Genomic DNA, 13,584 nt, shown 5'->3' with positions numbered 1-13,584 from the left:
GCGCACTTCGCTGATTAAGAGTTTCTTCCGCATGTCAGATACAAAGTATATTTTGGCAAGTTCAAAAATAGACTGCCAATACTTTCGGAACGATTAATATGCAGTCGATCAGCATAGATAGCAGAGTTGACTGTCACCGGTAACAGAGTGGTGCAGGCATACGCAGCATAAGAGGAAAAATCAGCCGCGAGGACCGTCAACGCACCGGCAGCGAGGCCGGCCAACACCAACACGGTAAACACCTGCAGCGCAATGGAGTCACTGGGAAAAAAGACTAGTCCGGCAGCGCCCCAGACCAGTCCTGTGGATACAGCACCAATAAAAAATCTGCGCCCCCACTTGCGCAGATCACTATTCATCGGGGCTTTTTTGGCAAACCTCAGCCCCAACCAGAAACGCCCGATCAGCACCAGAAGCTGCACAAGAATCCAGCTGGTGAGGATCGAGTGTGCTACTACGTCATATTGGATGGACGCCAATACCAAAATCACCATCAGGGTAACCAGAATACTCTGGTTGAGATTGGCATAGAGGATATTCAGCCGGTCCGCATAACAATCGATTTTAAATTGGTTTTCCATAACATAACTTTTCGGAAGAAGAACCCAAGAGTGTTTATTGGACTTGGGCGGACGGCACTACACCAGATCACCCCATCTACCCGACCCTATCGGCCGGTTAAACACAATCTGGAATTTCGATAGACGCAAGAAAAAATGGATTACCGTTTGCACTCAATGATAGTTCCACCTCATCACGCTCAGGCGTCGCTGCCACAGTCTTCGCCTTACCGGCTAGCAGAAACTGTGAAACCAGGCCCTCTAACGGCGTGGCCAGCAACATAAACTCCTTGCCCCAAGCCGCTGCCTGCACCGAAGAGCTGGCCGCCTCAATAGCGGCATTCAAGGCCTGCAGATTGGCCTGCTCAGTGATACCATTGATTACTTTGATCACCTCGCCAAGGCCGCCTGCTCTTGCGCAGAGACATCAGCGATTACTCCTCAGCCGCCTAGGGGATACGCTGCAGACCCTTCCTGATGCGTTCAAAATATTTGTCACTGCCACGCAACACATAGTTTTTGAAATTGTGGATGCCCACCTCATAACCAAGTGCCGGGCGTATTTCCAATAGTAGCTTGTGGCGTTTTGCCACATGCTCACGATAATTTTTTGTTTTATGCGTATCCGGACAGCTTTTCCCCTGCACAAATGCAGTCTTCCGGATTGCAAACATGCAACTCAAAAGCTTTAGCGACGATAGCGAACCCTTAAGCTTGCAGCCGCAGACACCAATCACTACGCAAAAAAAGGCCCGAACCGCCAAACGGCCGGGCCTCTACCATCAAGCTGGGGAGAAGGACTAGGGTTGCTCAGGGCTTCCCTAGGCTTTTTTTGACGCCGCCACCCGCAGCCGCAGGGCGTTGAGTTTGATGAAGCCCTCGGCATCCTTCTGATCGTAGGCACCAGCATCATCTTCGAAGGTGGCAATCGACTCATCAAACAGGCTGTTGGTGTCCGACTTCCGACCGGCAACGTAGACGTTGCCCTTGTAGAGCTTGAGACGCACCACACCGTTGACCACCTGCTGGGTGTTATCGATGGCCGCCTGCAGCATCTCGCGCTCGGGAGCGAACCAGTAGCCGTTGTAGATCAGCTTGGCGTAGCGCGGCATCAGCTCGTCCTTCATGTGGGCCGCCTCGCGATCCAGGGTGAGGGACTCCATCGCCCGATGGGCCTTCAGCAGGATGGTGCCACCGGGAGTCTCGTAGCAACCGCGGGACTTCATGCCAACATAGCGGTTCTCAACGATGTCGGCACGGCCGATGCCATTGGCACCGCCCAGCTTGTTGAGGCTCTCGAGCACCGTTGCCGGGCTCATCGCCTCACCGTTGATGGCAACCACATCGCCCTGCTCGAAGGTCAGCTCGATGTAGGTCGGATCATCCGGCGCTTGCTCGGGAGAGACCGACCAGCGCCACATATCCTCGCCGGGCTCGGTCCAGGGATCCTCCAGGTCGTAACCTTCGTAGGAGATGTGCAGCAGGTTGGCATCCATCGAGTAGGGGGACTTCTTACCCTCCCGCTTCTGCTCCACCGAAATGCCATGCTCCTCGGCGTATCTCATCAGCTTCTCGCGGGAGAGCAGATCCCACTCACGCCAGGGGGCGATGACCTTGACGTCGGGCATCAGCGCGTAGGCGCCCAGCTCAAAGCGGACCTGGTCGTTGCCCTTGCCGGTGGCGCCGTGGGAGATGGCATCGGCGCCGGTCTCCCTGGCGATCTCTACCAGCCGCTTGGCGATCAGCGGGCGGGCGATGGAGGTGCCGAGCAGGTACTCACCCTCGTAGATGGCGTTGGCACGGAACATCGGAAAGACAAAGTCGCGCACGAACTCCTCGCGCAGATCCTCGATGTAGATCTCCTTGATACCGGCGGCCTCCGCCTTGGCGCGGGCCGGCTCGACCTCCTCGCCCTGGCCGATATCGGCAGTGAAGGTTACCACCTCGCACTGGTACTCATCCTGCAGCCATTTAACGATGATGGAGGTATCCAGACCGCCCGAATAGGCCAGTACAACTTTCTTCACGCCGTCTTTGGACATCGCGTTGCATCTCCCAATGGTGAAAACTACGGGGATCTCCCGAAAAACGGCGCAGTATAACCGATTTTCAGTGGCCTTGAATCGACATCAGCGCCACCTGTCCGAGAAGACATCAACTACACTCGGGACAATAGCGGACCAAACAGCACTCTCACCCACTTCTGAATCCAGATTCAACTATCCAGCGCAACCGCTGAAATAGGAACAGAAGCCCCGAGCCGATGCGATGACACCACCCACACAAGAGTGTACCTCGAGCCACGACGCCCCTTTTCTCGATTTTCAACGGCTGTTCGAACAGGCCCCGCTGCCCTATCAGTTACTGGATGGCAAGGGGAACGTCCTGGCGGTCAACCAGGCCTGGCTCAACACACTGGGTTATCAGCGAGATGAGGTGGTCGGGCGCTGGTTCGGTGATTTTCTGCACGCTGACGACAGCGCACTGTTCAGAACCCACTTCGCCAAATTCAAGCAGAACGGTCAGACCCACCAGACAGAGCTCCGCATGCGTCACAAGGACGGTAGTGAACGACTGGTCACCTTCGAGGGGCGCATCGCCAGCACCCCACAGGGGCAGCTGCAGAGCTACTGCATCTTCACCGACATCACCAAGCAGCACGCGATACTGCAGGCCCTGCAGGAGAGCCAGCAACGCTTCCAGCACTTCATGGACCTGATCCCAGCGCAGGCCTTCATTCGTGATGCGCAGGGACGCTATCTCTATGGCAACCGCGCCTGGCAGGCGCAGTTCGAGCTGCCGCTGGAGCAGCTGCTGGGCATGACCGACCGCGACCTCTACCCCCTGCCCACCGCCATCGAATTCGAACGCACCGACCGCCAGGCGCTGCAACAGAGCGAACCACTCAGAACCGAACAGCTCGGCATTGGCGCTGACCACCAGCCCCACGCCTGGCGGGTTTGCAAGTTTCCGATCCAGGGTCAGGATGGAAATGGCTGCCTAGGCGGTCTGCTATTCGACATCACCGCCGAGAAGGAGTCGGCAGTACGCCTGCAGCTGTTCCGCGACCTGCTCGACCAGAGCATGGAGGCGATCCTGGTCCTCGCCTATGAAGATGGCCGGCTGATCGACGTTAACGTGCGTACCTGCCACTACACCGGTCACAGTAATGAACAGATACTCACGCTGCGGCTGCCGCAGATCTCCACCTATATCAGTGACTGGGACCAGTTCCGCGAGCAGATCACCCATGCAGGCTCGCTCTACTTCCTCGACCGCCTGCGCTGCCACGACGGCAACCTGCTCGATGTCGAAGTCTACGCCACCCAGGTGGACCTGGATCAAAGCCGCTACATCATCGCCACCGCTCGCGACATCACCGAGCGCAAGGCCACCGACGAGAAGCTGCGCCAGGCCGCCGCAGTGTTCGAGAGCACCGCCGAAGGAGTAATGATCTGCGACCCGCAGGACCGCATCGTGGCGGTCAACCGCGCCTTCACCGAGATCACCGGCTACAGCTTCGAGGAGATGGTGGGTCAGAAGCCATCGATCCTCTCTTCCGGGCTGCACGACGATGAGTTCTTTCAGCAGATCCGTTCCGCGCTGCACAACAGCGGCCGCTGGCAGGGCGAGATCTGGAACCGCCGCATGAATGGCGAATCCTTCCCCGAGTGGCTCACCATCTCCGAAGTCCGCGACCCCAACGGCGAGCTGACCCACTATGTCTCGGTCTTCTCCGATATCACCACCGTCAAGCAGGCACAGCAGAAACTCGAACACCTGGCGCAACACGACCCCCTCACCGGCCTGCCCAACCGGCTGCTGATCGACGAAATGCTGGAACACGCCATCGGCGGGTCGCGGCGGGAGGATAAGCGCAGCGCGGTGATGTTCCTCGACCTAGACGGCTTCAAGACCATCAACGACAGCCTCGGCCACCGCGTCGGCGACCGGGTGCTGCAGAAGGTGGCAGATCGCCTGCGGCGGGCACTACGCGGCCCCGACATGGTGGCACGGCTCGGAGGTGACGAGTTCCTGGTGGTAATCGAACGCCTCGACCAGCAGGCGGATGTGGCGATCATCGCAGAGAAGCTGCTGGCGCAGTTCCGCGAGGCGTTCCCGGTGGAGGGACGTGAGCTGTTTATCACAGCCAGTATTGGCATCAGCCTGTTTCCCGGAGACGGCGCCACTGCCGCTGATCTGATCCAGCACGCCGACAGCGCCATGTACCGCGCAAAGGAGAGCGGCCGCAACGCCTACCAGTTCTACGAGACCGCACTCACCACCAACGCCCAACGCCACCTCGACACCGCCTCGCAACTGCGCCATGCGATTGCCCGGAAGCAGTTTGTGGTCCACTACCAACCCCAGTTCGATCTGCTGAGCGGCGCCCTCAGCGGCATGGAGGCACTGGTGCGCTGGCAGCAGACCGATAGCCGACTAGTCGGGCCAGGAGAGTTCATCACAATCGCCGAGCAGAGCGGCCTAATCGGCGAGATCGGCGCTCAGGTGATGCAGCAGGCCTGCCATCAGGCAGCCCGCTGGCTCAAGGCCGGCGCCCGCTTTGAACGCATCGCGATCAACCTCTCGGCGATCCAGATCACCCGCGGCAACCTCCAGCTCCAGGTCAAACAATGTCTGCAGCAGACCGGCCTGCCACCAGAAAACCTAGAGCTGGAGATCACCGAGAGCCTGTTCATCGATGCATCGGAAGCAATCCTGGAACAGATCAACGCCCTGCGTGCGCTGGGCATCACCTTCTCCATCGACGACTTCGGCACCGGCTACTCCTCGCTGGCCTACCTCAAACGCCTGCCGGTGGAGCGGCTTAAGATCGACCAGTCGTTTATCCGCGACATCCCCAGCGACCCGGGTAACGCCGCGATTGCCTCAGCGGTAATCGGCATCGGCCAGAGTCTGGGATTGCGGGTCATCGCCGAGGGGATAGAAACCGAACAGCAACGGCTGTTTCTGCTCCAGCACAACTGTCCCTACGGCCAGGGCTACCTGCTGGGCCGACCCGTTCCAACAGAGCAGTTTGCTAAGCAGTTTCTATGAAACGCTACGCCACCCTGCTCAGCCTGCTGCTGTCGAGCGCGACAGCACTCGGGCTCTGGTATCTCTACACTAACCAGCGCCCGTTTCAGGAGCCGATCCGCATTGGCATCCTGCACTCCTTCACCGGCACCATGACTCTCAGCGAACGTCCGGTGGCAGATGCAATGAAACTGGCGGTGGAAGAGATCAACGCCGCTGGCGGTCTGCTCGGCCGACCGCTGGCGGCGATCGAGGCGGATGGCCGCTCTGACTGGCCTACCTTCGCCCGCGAGGCGGAGCGGTTGATCACCCAGGAGCAGGTCGCCGCCCTGTTTGGCTGCTGGAACTCCGGCTGCCGAAAACGGGTCAAGGCGGTGGTGGAACGCCACAACCATCTGCTCTTCTACCCGGTACAGTATGAGGGGCTGGAGCAATCGCCCAACATCATCTACCTGGGTGCGGCACCCAACCAGCAGATCATCCCGGCGGTCAAATGGGCGCTCGACAACCTCGGCCAGCGGCTCTTCCTGGTGGGGTCGGACTCTATCTTTCCCCACACCGCCAACGCCATCATCCGCGACCTGAGCAGCGCGCTTGGTGGCGAGATCGTCGGCGAACACTATCTGCCACTGGGAGGGCACCAAGTCGACAAACTGGTGGAGGAAATCAGCAAGATCCGCCCGAATGTGATCCTCAACACCATCACCGGCGACAGCAATATCAGCTTCTTCCGCGCCCTGCGCCGCGCTGGCATCAGCACCGAACAGATCCCCACCCTCTCCTTCAGCATCGACGAGAATATGCTGGAGTTCATCGGCCTGCCGCAGGTGGCCGGCGACTACGCCGCCTGGAACTACTTTGAGAGCATCGAAAACGGGGCGAATCAGGCCTTCATCGAGCGCTTCCGCAAACGCTATGGCGCCGGGCGGCGCATCACCGATCCGATGGAAGCCGGCTATCTGGCGGTGCAGCTATGGGCCGCGGCGGTCAGGGAGGCGCGTACCGCCAATGTAGAGGTGGTGCGCTCAATGATCCTCAACCAGGCATTCGACGCCCCCAGCGGCATGGTCTATGTCGATCCGATCAGCCGCCACCTCTGGAAGACGCCGCGCATCGGCCGAATCAACAGCGAGGGTGATTTCGATATCGTCTGGAGCGCCGGCCGCCCCAGTCAACCCAACCCCTATCCGCTGTCGCGCAACCGCGCCGAGTGGAACCGCTTTCTGGATCAGTTGCAGCGGCGCTGGCAGGGCAACTGGCAGGCCCCCAAGGCGACCACCCCATGAAGCGCCGCTGGCCGCTGTCCCGGGGTCTCTACCCCCGTCTCCTCACGACAGTGCTGGCGGTGGCGCTATTGCCACTGCTGCTGATCACTGTGCTCGGTTTCACCACTGCCCGAGAGACACTTTACCGCCAGACCTTCGACGATCTCACTGCCGCCGCCGAAGCCAGGGCCGCCCTCATCAACCGCTTCTTCCTGGAACGCAAGCAGGACATCTCAATCCTCGCCAGCAGTCCCCTGGTGGCCGAGTCGATCGCCCGGCTGGAACCGATCTTTCACGATTCCGGCATCGGCTCGCCTGACTACCAGCAGGCCACAGCACGGATCCAGCCCTATCTGTACACCCTCAAAGAGAACTCAGGCGACGACGCTCTGTTCCTCATCGCCGCCGATGGCGACATCATCCTGACCCTGGCTGGCGAGGATACTCTGGGCACCAATCTACTCAACGGCCCCTACCGGGAAAGCGAACTGGCCGCAGCCTTCAAGCGCGCCTTCACCCTGCTCGACGTGGCCTTCTCCGACTTCAAATACTATGCCCCCTCCAACCGCCCGGCCTCGTTCATCGCCGCTCCAGTCTACGACGTCCACCGGTTTATCGGCGTGGTCGCCATCCAGATCAATGCGGATTCGATCTACACATTCAGCCGTGACACTCGCGGGCTGGGTGAGAGCGGCGAAATTGTGCTCGCGCAACGCAGCACGGATGCAGCAACCATCCTGGCACCGCTCAAGTTCGCCCCGGACGCTGCGTTTAAGATGCAGATCGCTTTTGACTCAAAGGCAGGCATGCCGATCCAGAAGGCGGTTCAGGGAGAACGGGGTGCTGCGCTTTCGGTCGACTATCGCGACGAGCCGATCCTCGCAGTCTGGCGCTACCTTCCCTATCCGAACTGGGGACTGGTGGCGAAGATCGATGCCCGCGAGGCGTTTGCCCCAATCCGGCAGCTGCAGCGCTGGACCATCGCAATTCTGATCACGCTGGTGCTGGCAGTGGTGTTTGCGGCGATGCGTCTCGCACACAGCATCACTGGACCGATCCAGCAGCTAGCACGCGGGGCCGAGCGCATCGGCAGTGGCGATCTGGAACATCGCCTGGCCACCGATGCACAGGATGAAGTGGGCGAAATGTCGCGCAGTTTCGACACCATGGTGACCGATCTGAAGGCGCTCACCGCCGCCCAGGTAGAGACAGAGGCGCGGCGTCAGGAGTCTGAACGGGCACGGGCCGAGTGGCACCGGGTGTTTGATACCATTCGCTCACCCCTGTTTCTGCATGACCAGGCGGGACGGGTGGTGCGCGCCAATCGGGCCTATGTGGTGGAGGCTAAGGCAGAGCACGACCGGGTGCTGGGCAAACTCTACTGGGAACTCTTTCCAAAAGGCGACGGCCCACTGCCCGACTGTGCGGCCGGTGGCTCAGACCCCAAGCCGAGCACAGTCGACCAGCACCGGGAGGAACTCACCCTGGCAGATGGGCGCACCTTCCTCTCCCACTCCATGTCTGCTGGCAGCAGCACCCAAGGTGAACCGCTCTATGTCCATTGGATGTATGAGATCACCGAACTGCGCAACACTGAAGCGGCCCTCGAGGCGAGCAACCATGAGTTGAACAGCGCCTTGACGGAGCTCCACCGCACTCAGTCGGCGCTAGTGCAGACCGAAAAGCTCTCCGCCCTCGGCACCCTCGCCGCCGGCGTCGCCCATGAGATCAACAACCCCTTGATGGCATTGGTTAACTATGTGCAGTACGCCTGCAGGCACACCGAACACGCCAGATCAGCAGAGATCCTCGGCAAAGCGGAGGATGAACTGCACCGTATCAAGACTATCGTGCAGAACATGCTGATCTTCGCACACCCCAGCGACTGAGGGAGTCAGGCAGTTAATCTGATCGAGACCCTGCAACAAACCCTGGCCCTGATCAGCGCCGACCTTCGCCATCACCAGATCACCATCAAGATCGATTTCCCTGAGGCCCTGCCTGCTGTCGATGCCCGTAAAAACGCGATCCAGCAGGTGCTACTCAACCTGCTGATCAATGCCCGCGACGCCATTGGCGAGAGTGACAAACGCGAGATTCGGGTCGAGTCCAGCGTCGAGGAGAGGCAGGTCTGCCTGGCAATCACCGACAGCGGGCCAGGCATCGCAGAGGAGGTGGCAGAGCGGCTGTTCGATCCCTTTGTTACCACCAAGCCGGTGGGCAAGGGCACTGGCCTGGGTCTGTCGGTCTCACGCAGCATCATCGAAGGCTTTGGTGGAACCCTGCAGGCTGAAAACAACACCACCGGGGGCGCCTGTTTCCACATCTGCCTACCAAAGTGGAACCATTGATGCGGCAAAAAAACTATACTTATGAGGCAAATCCAACAGGAAGAGAGAAGCGGTGAGCAAACAGATCCTGATCATTGACGATGATGCAGCAGTGCGCGAAGCCTTCGAGCTGGCCCTGGAAGAGACCGGCTATGAGGTCAGCAGCGCCGCTGGCGGCGCCGCAGGTATCGACCAGGTCAAACAGCGGGTGCCTGACTTCATCTTTCTCGACCTGAAGATGCCTGGCATGGACGGTGTCGAGACCCTGCGCCGAATCCGCCAGGGCATGGCGCCAGATATCCCTATCTACATCGTCACCGCCTTCATGCCGGAATTTCTGCAGGAACTCGCCGCCGCCGCCAAAGAGGGGCTGCAATTCGGGCTGGGGCAGAAGCCCCTCAGTGGAGAGCAGATCCGCCTGATCGTCCAGGGTGTACTGGAACAGGCCCAAAGCTACTGAGCCGGAGCCCCCATGAGCACGCATTATCTGTTGAAACTCTATGTCGCCAATGGCGATCCGGTGGTCGAGAAACTCGCCAGGGCCTTAAGTCATGCACTGGAGAAGTCCGAACTGGTGCAGTTTGACCTGCAGGTGACTGACATCCTCAAAGACGTACAAAAGGCCGTTGCCGACGGAGTGTTCGCCACCCCTACGCTGATCAGAGAGCTGCCGGCTCCCACCCAACGCCTGATCGGTGATCTGAGTGACCCCCACCACATCCTTCTACTGCTGGGGCTGATTCAACAGGATTCACTGGGCCACAACGATTACCAGGGAACCTCTGAATGAATTTGGCCTCACAATTCTGCTCGTCCAAATTCATTCAGAGGCCCCTTAATCGAGGCTGCGCTTGATGCGCCGCTTGAAGGCTTTGCGTTGCTCTGGTGACATCCGCTGCACACGCTCCTGCAACCGCTTCTTGCGCTCCGGGGGGAGCTTGTTCCAGCGTTCACGCAGCTTCTTGCGCTTGTCCGCTGGCAGCGCCTGGAACTGCCTGAAACTCTTCCGCAGGGCCTTCTTCTTCTCCGCAGGCAGTGCCCTGAAACGCTTGAGTTTCTGACGGATCTTTTTACGTTTTTCTGGGGAGAGATTCTGCCAACGCTTGAGACGTTTTTTGGCCCGCTTACGCTGTTCCGGTGTCATTTTCTGCCAGCGATCAATGCCACGCAGCAGGTTTTCCCGACGCTTTTCTGGCAGAGCATCCCATTTGGACTGCAACGAGCCAAGCGCCTTTTGTTGCTCACCACTCAGCGCATCCCAACTAGGAGCCGCCGCCAGCGGAGCGGCACCACAACTCAGACAGAACAGCAGTGACAGAATCGTGCGTCGATTAATCATGGTCGTCTCTCACTGATACCGGAGCCATCTCTTCAAGCTCATCTTCGATCATGTTGCGCTCCTCATCGTCATAGCTGCCGAGAAACTCCAGCAACTCTAGCGCCGGCATCTCCTCCGCTCTGAGCGGTGTGACGATCAGCCAGCACGCCAGCACACAGACAATTTCAAGCTGCCACTCACCCCGTGCCACGTTCACTCTCCAGCCAGAGATAGAATTCCAGCTCACTGGAGAGCTCCAGATCCTCACTGCTGAGCAACTCCAGGTCATCCAGCAGCAACCCCTCATCAACAGCCACCGGTGTACCAACCCAAAGGTAGAGCACCAGCAGCGTGACCGAGGCGGTGGCCATGACTCCACCCAGCAGCGGGCTCTGCCACCAGACACGGGGTTGCGGCAGTGTCTCCAGGGCTGTGTGACGCATCTGCCGCAAACGCTCACGGGTGTCGCTGTCGAGCTGCTCCACGCCTTCATCAAGACGACGCTGCAATAGCTGAATCAGCGCTTGTTCATCACTCTGTTTGTTCATCGATACACCTCCAGGCGACCCCGCAAGGCCGCCAGCGCACGCGAATAGTGAGTCTTAACACTGCCCGCGGAACAGCCCATGGCGTCGGCAGTGGCGGCAGTATCTAGCCCCTCCCAGGCGCGTAGCATAAAGGCCTGTTGCTGGCGCAACGGCAGTCGTCTGAGCGCCAACTCCAGAGTCTCAGCCAACGCCTCCCGCTGCAGCCCCCGCTCCGGCTGCTCACTGCGTGGGTCAGGCAGACTCTCCAGGGGCTCGCCCACCCCATCCTCCTCGTTGCCTATCTTCAGCCAGGTAAAGACCTTCTGGCGCACACTGCGACGGCGCTGCCAGTCGCGGATCTGATTCTGCAGGATGCGGTGGAAAAACGGCGCCCACTGCGCCTCGGGCCGGTCCGAATATTTCCGCACCAACGCCAGCATCGCATCCTGCACGATGTCCAGAGCCTCTTCACGATTCCCTGTGGCGATTTCACTCATACGGTAGGCGCGTCGTTCGACACCCCCCAGAAACCGCTCCATTTCGGCGCGCATGGACCGTTAGGCTCCTCTTCTCACTCGACATCCATTCTTCCCACATTCACCAGCGGGGATAGTGCCAGCACCATACTCCAACTGAGCGAGCAACGGCTAGTGCTCCATCCCAAGGCTTCTCTACCTCTAATAACGCGCCATTCATCCCACGGTTGACATGGGATGCCCCCTGAAAAAAACCTCAATACCCTGTCAACCTTTCAGCACATGCTGCGTTATCTGGAGTGAACCGTTACAGGAGTTATCCATGTGCAGAAAAATCCTCACCATCACTCTGTTAGGCTTGATCAGCATCCTACCAGCAGCAGGGGCATCAGCCCCGTCACTCCACCAGCTTGATCCTGAAGCGCGGAAGAACCTGTTTGAGCGATTCAAGGCGACCGAATCAGAGAGCCACCTGGAGTGGATAAAGATCCTGGAGAGCGCCGAGCAATGCATTCAACAGGCAGCAGATCGCCACGCCTATCGCACCTGCGAACAAACGGAACGCAAGGCTAGAAAAGCCCTGCGCCAGCACATCAAAGCAGAACGACTGGAATTGCGCGAAGAGTTGGCAAGACTGCGTCAGCAGTAAGCTGGCAACAGGACGGATTGCACCTATCCGTAAAAAGGCACCAATCAATGGTGTCATTGACTCCAGGTAACATTCGGCGGCTTTTATACCTGGAAGAGGCGTCCGGCCAGCATTCGTTCTATTAAGGATGCTGTGCCCCTTAAGGAGCCTCTAATCAAGTCATGAACTCGTATTTTGGCAGCAAGATGTAGGTCCTTGACTTGTTCAGAGGCTTCCTAGTCTATGCTCTCAGCCAGATTGATTCATTTGTAGATGTCGCGGAAGAGATGTAAGTGTATCTACCAACTCGGAACCAAATTCCGATGATAGCGGCTCCCTAACAACACAATGCACTCGGACTTGGAACTTGCCCGATATAGTGGGCACCTCATTAATTCTAGAGAATTAGAGGTGAACCATGAGAAATGAGTATCGCGACAAGCGGGGACAATAATGGCAGATATAGACGATGATCGGATCGAACTTCTGGAACGGCAACTCGCCGAGAGGGTAACCGAACGGGTCCGTCCCGCATTATTCCGGCTCTATGCAACTGTTGGGTTGGCCGTTATCGGTGCGCTCGGATTCGTAAGCTGGGATATTGTCTCTGACATCAAGTCCGAGATTAAATCGGAGATCGCAGACTCAATCGACAAAGAAATAAAAGCCAAGCGTGCCGAAATCACAGAACGCGTGGCCGAGACTCGATTCATGGCCAAGCGTGCCAACCAAGTCATCCAACGCCTGGAAAAACAGCTAGATGAATTCCAACCTCAGGCGGAAAACCTAGATGAGACTATTGAAAGGGTAAAAGCACTAAATGTTACCGCACAGAATCTAATAGCCATGTATTCGCAAGAAATACAACCGCTTGCCTCAAGCGTAAAGTCCCTTTCAAGCCAACTGAAAGTGCTGGCGGAACAGGTAAATCAACTGAACACCATCACCACAGCCGCTGACTTTGGTTCCGAGAGTGAACTAGCACAAACACCAAATCAAAGAACCGCCGCCATTTTGACTGTAATTTCAGATGCCACGAAGGCAGAGCAGCGTCTCATACAGGCACGCAACAAAACAACCGTGTTTTTCCAATTCGCTGGAGGACGTCGCGAACAGGCTGAGGCCCTGTCAGCTGCTCTAAAGGCAAAGGGCTACTATGTTCCTGGAGAGGACCGCGAGGGCGGAGCAACCAGAAAACATGAGGTCCGTTATTTCCATCTCGACGATAAGGAGACCGCAGAGCGCCTCGCGGATGAGGCCACCGCTGCCCTGCGGAGCTTAGGGTATCCTGATCACGACGTACTCAATGTCGTGGCGGAATCGTTCATCTCCTACCACGGGAAGAAACCGCGTCCTGGCGTCGTTGAATTGTGGCTAGAAATCCCTCCAAGGTAGATTGGCGATGGGATGTCGACTAAATAGAGCAGCTTGTAAAACAATAAG

15 protein-coding genes are annotated in these 13,584 nt (G+C 58.4%); 8 read left to right on the top strand and 7 right to left on the bottom strand.

Features of this window, described 5'->3' with window-relative positions; all coding sequences use genetic code 11:
- Positions 1–14: 14 nt before the first annotated feature.
- From Ga0074115_RS10370 to Ga0074115_RS10355, 3 genes are all read right to left on the bottom strand, one after another.
- Positions 15–581 (bottom strand): hypothetical protein, encoded by a 567-nt coding sequence (locus Ga0074115_RS10370; RefSeq protein WP_060528489.1) that lies wholly within the window; start codon positions 579–581, stop codon positions 15–17.
- Between the two features lie 97 nt (positions 582–678).
- Positions 679–954 (bottom strand): hypothetical protein, encoded by a 276-nt coding sequence (locus Ga0074115_RS17105; protein WP_057957191.1) that lies wholly within the window; start codon positions 952–954, stop codon positions 679–681.
- Between the two features lie 427 nt (positions 955–1,381).
- On the bottom strand, positions 1,382–2,602 hold the full coding sequence (locus Ga0074115_RS10355; RefSeq protein ID WP_057957190.1) for an argininosuccinate synthase: 1,221 nt from the start codon (positions 2,600–2,602) through the stop codon (positions 1,382–1,384).
- A 226-nt stretch (positions 2,603–2,828) separates the two neighbouring features.
- Here Ga0074115_RS10355 and Ga0074115_RS10350 point away from each other — a divergent pair, with 226 nt between their 5' ends.
- The 6 genes from Ga0074115_RS10350 to Ga0074115_RS10330 are packed head-to-tail and all read left to right on the top strand — an operon-like array spanning position 2,829 to position 9,982.
- Positions 2,829–5,618 (top strand): sensor domain-containing protein, encoded by a 2,790-nt coding sequence (locus Ga0074115_RS10350; protein ID WP_060528488.1) that lies wholly within the window; start codon positions 2,829–2,831, stop codon positions 5,616–5,618.
- The gene (locus Ga0074115_RS10345; protein ID WP_060528487.1) at positions 5,615–6,883 is read left to right on the top strand and encodes an urea ABC transporter substrate-binding protein; all 1,269 of its coding nucleotides are present in this window, start codon (positions 5,615–5,617) and stop codon (positions 6,881–6,883) included. The genes Ga0074115_RS10350 and Ga0074115_RS10345 overlap by 4 nt, the downstream gene beginning before the upstream one ends.
- Positions 6,880–8,751, top strand: a complete 1,872-nt coding sequence (locus Ga0074115_RS10340) for a PAS domain-containing sensor histidine kinase (protein ID WP_232433042.1) — start codon at positions 6,880–6,882, stop codon at positions 8,749–8,751. The genes Ga0074115_RS10345 and Ga0074115_RS10340 overlap by 4 nt, the downstream gene beginning before the upstream one ends.
- Positions 8,752–8,769: 18 nt before the next feature.
- The gene (locus tag Ga0074115_RS16810; protein ID WP_332311056.1) at positions 8,770–9,213 is read left to right on the top strand and encodes a sensor histidine kinase; all 444 of its coding nucleotides are present in this window, start codon (positions 8,770–8,772) and stop codon (positions 9,211–9,213) included.
- A gap of 52 nt (positions 9,214–9,265) precedes the next feature.
- Positions 9,266–9,652 (top strand): response regulator, encoded by a 387-nt coding sequence (locus Ga0074115_RS10335; protein WP_005959762.1) that lies wholly within the window; start codon positions 9,266–9,268, stop codon positions 9,650–9,652.
- Between the two features lie 12 nt (positions 9,653–9,664).
- Positions 9,665–9,982, top strand: a complete 318-nt coding sequence (locus Ga0074115_RS10330) for a circadian clock KaiB family protein (protein ID WP_057955425.1) — start codon at positions 9,665–9,667, stop codon at positions 9,980–9,982.
- Between the two features lie 45 nt (positions 9,983–10,027).
- On the opposite strand, the gene Ga0074115_RS10325 is transcribed toward Ga0074115_RS10330, so the two are convergent.
- Genes Ga0074115_RS10325 through Ga0074115_RS10310 form a run of 4 tightly spaced genes read right to left on the bottom strand, consistent with a single transcriptional unit; the run spans position 10,028 to position 11,588 of the window.
- Entirely contained in the window at positions 10,028–10,531 is a 504-nt protein-coding gene (locus Ga0074115_RS10325; protein WP_057955426.1) for a DUF3106 domain-containing protein, read from the bottom strand.
- The gene (locus tag Ga0074115_RS10320; RefSeq protein ID WP_057955427.1) at positions 10,524–10,721 is read right to left on the bottom strand and encodes a hypothetical protein; all 198 of its coding nucleotides are present in this window, start codon (positions 10,719–10,721) and stop codon (positions 10,524–10,526) included. The genes Ga0074115_RS10325 and Ga0074115_RS10320 overlap by 8 nt, the downstream gene beginning before the upstream one ends.
- Positions 10,708–11,058 carry a hypothetical protein gene (locus Ga0074115_RS10315; RefSeq protein WP_005959759.1) on the bottom strand — a complete coding sequence of 117 codons (351 nt, stop codon included), beginning with the start codon at positions 11,056–11,058 and terminating at the stop codon, positions 10,708–10,710. The genes Ga0074115_RS10320 and Ga0074115_RS10315 overlap by 14 nt, the downstream gene beginning before the upstream one ends.
- Positions 11,055–11,588 carry an RNA polymerase sigma factor gene (locus Ga0074115_RS10310; protein ID WP_057955428.1) on the bottom strand — a complete coding sequence of 178 codons (534 nt, stop codon included), beginning with the start codon at positions 11,586–11,588 and terminating at the stop codon, positions 11,055–11,057. The genes Ga0074115_RS10315 and Ga0074115_RS10310 overlap by 4 nt, the downstream gene beginning before the upstream one ends.
- Before the next feature lie 247 nt (positions 11,589–11,835).
- On the opposite strand from Ga0074115_RS10310, the gene Ga0074115_RS10305 reads away from it, so the two are divergent.
- The gene (locus Ga0074115_RS10305) at positions 11,836–12,162 is read left to right on the top strand and encodes a hypothetical protein (protein WP_232433040.1); all 327 of its coding nucleotides are present in this window, start codon (positions 11,836–11,838) and stop codon (positions 12,160–12,162) included.
- A 432-nt stretch (positions 12,163–12,594) separates the two neighbouring features.
- The gene (locus Ga0074115_RS10300; protein WP_232433039.1) at positions 12,595–13,536 is read left to right on the top strand and encodes a hypothetical protein; all 942 of its coding nucleotides are present in this window, start codon (positions 12,595–12,597) and stop codon (positions 13,534–13,536) included.
- Positions 13,537–13,584 lie beyond the last annotated feature (48 nt).

It is taken from the genome of endosymbiont of Ridgeia piscesae (genome assembly GCF_001443665.1).
Taxonomy (GTDB): Bacteria; Pseudomonadota; Gammaproteobacteria; order Chromatiales; family Chromatiaceae; genus Endoriftia; species Endoriftia persephonae.
The sequence above is the reverse complement of the archived record's forward strand: the minus strand, read 5'-3'. Positions and strand labels throughout refer to the sequence as shown.

What these genes read in the sequence shown, in the direction of transcription:
- Ga0074115_RS10355 (WP_057957190.1), bottom strand. Translation starts at nt 2,602, where the DNA reads ATGTCCAAAGACGGCGTGAAGAAAGTTGTACTGGCCTATTCGGGCGGT.
- Ga0074115_RS10300 (WP_232433039.1), top strand. Translation starts at nt 12,595, where the DNA reads ATGGCAGATATAGACGATGATCGGATCGAACTTCTGGAACGGCAACTC.
- Ga0074115_RS10315 (WP_005959759.1), bottom strand. Translation starts at nt 11,058, where the DNA reads ATGAACAAACAGAGTGATGAACAAGCGCTGATTCAGCTATTGCAGCGT.
- Ga0074115_RS10350 (WP_060528488.1), top strand. Translation starts at nt 2,829, where the DNA reads ATGACACCACCCACACAAGAGTGTACCTCGAGCCACGACGCCCCTTTT.
- Ga0074115_RS10370 (WP_060528489.1), bottom strand. Translation starts at nt 581, where the DNA reads ATGGAAAACCAATTTAAAATCGATTGTTATGCGGACCGGCTGAATATC.
- Ga0074115_RS10325 (WP_057955426.1), bottom strand. Translation starts at nt 10,531, where the DNA reads ATGATTAATCGACGCACGATTCTGTCACTGCTGTTCTGTCTGAGTTGT.
- Ga0074115_RS10305 (WP_232433040.1), top strand. Translation starts at nt 11,836, where the DNA reads ATGTGCAGAAAAATCCTCACCATCACTCTGTTAGGCTTGATCAGCATC.
- Ga0074115_RS10330 (WP_057955425.1), top strand. Translation starts at nt 9,665, where the DNA reads ATGAGCACGCATTATCTGTTGAAACTCTATGTCGCCAATGGCGATCCG.
- Ga0074115_RS10345 (WP_060528487.1), top strand. Translation starts at nt 5,615, where the DNA reads ATGAAACGCTACGCCACCCTGCTCAGCCTGCTGCTGTCGAGCGCGACA.
- Ga0074115_RS10310 (WP_057955428.1), bottom strand. Translation starts at nt 11,588, where the DNA reads ATGCGCGCCGAAATGGAGCGGTTTCTGGGGGGTGTCGAACGACGCGCC.
- Ga0074115_RS10340 (WP_232433042.1), top strand. Translation starts at nt 6,880, where the DNA reads ATGAAGCGCCGCTGGCCGCTGTCCCGGGGTCTCTACCCCCGTCTCCTC.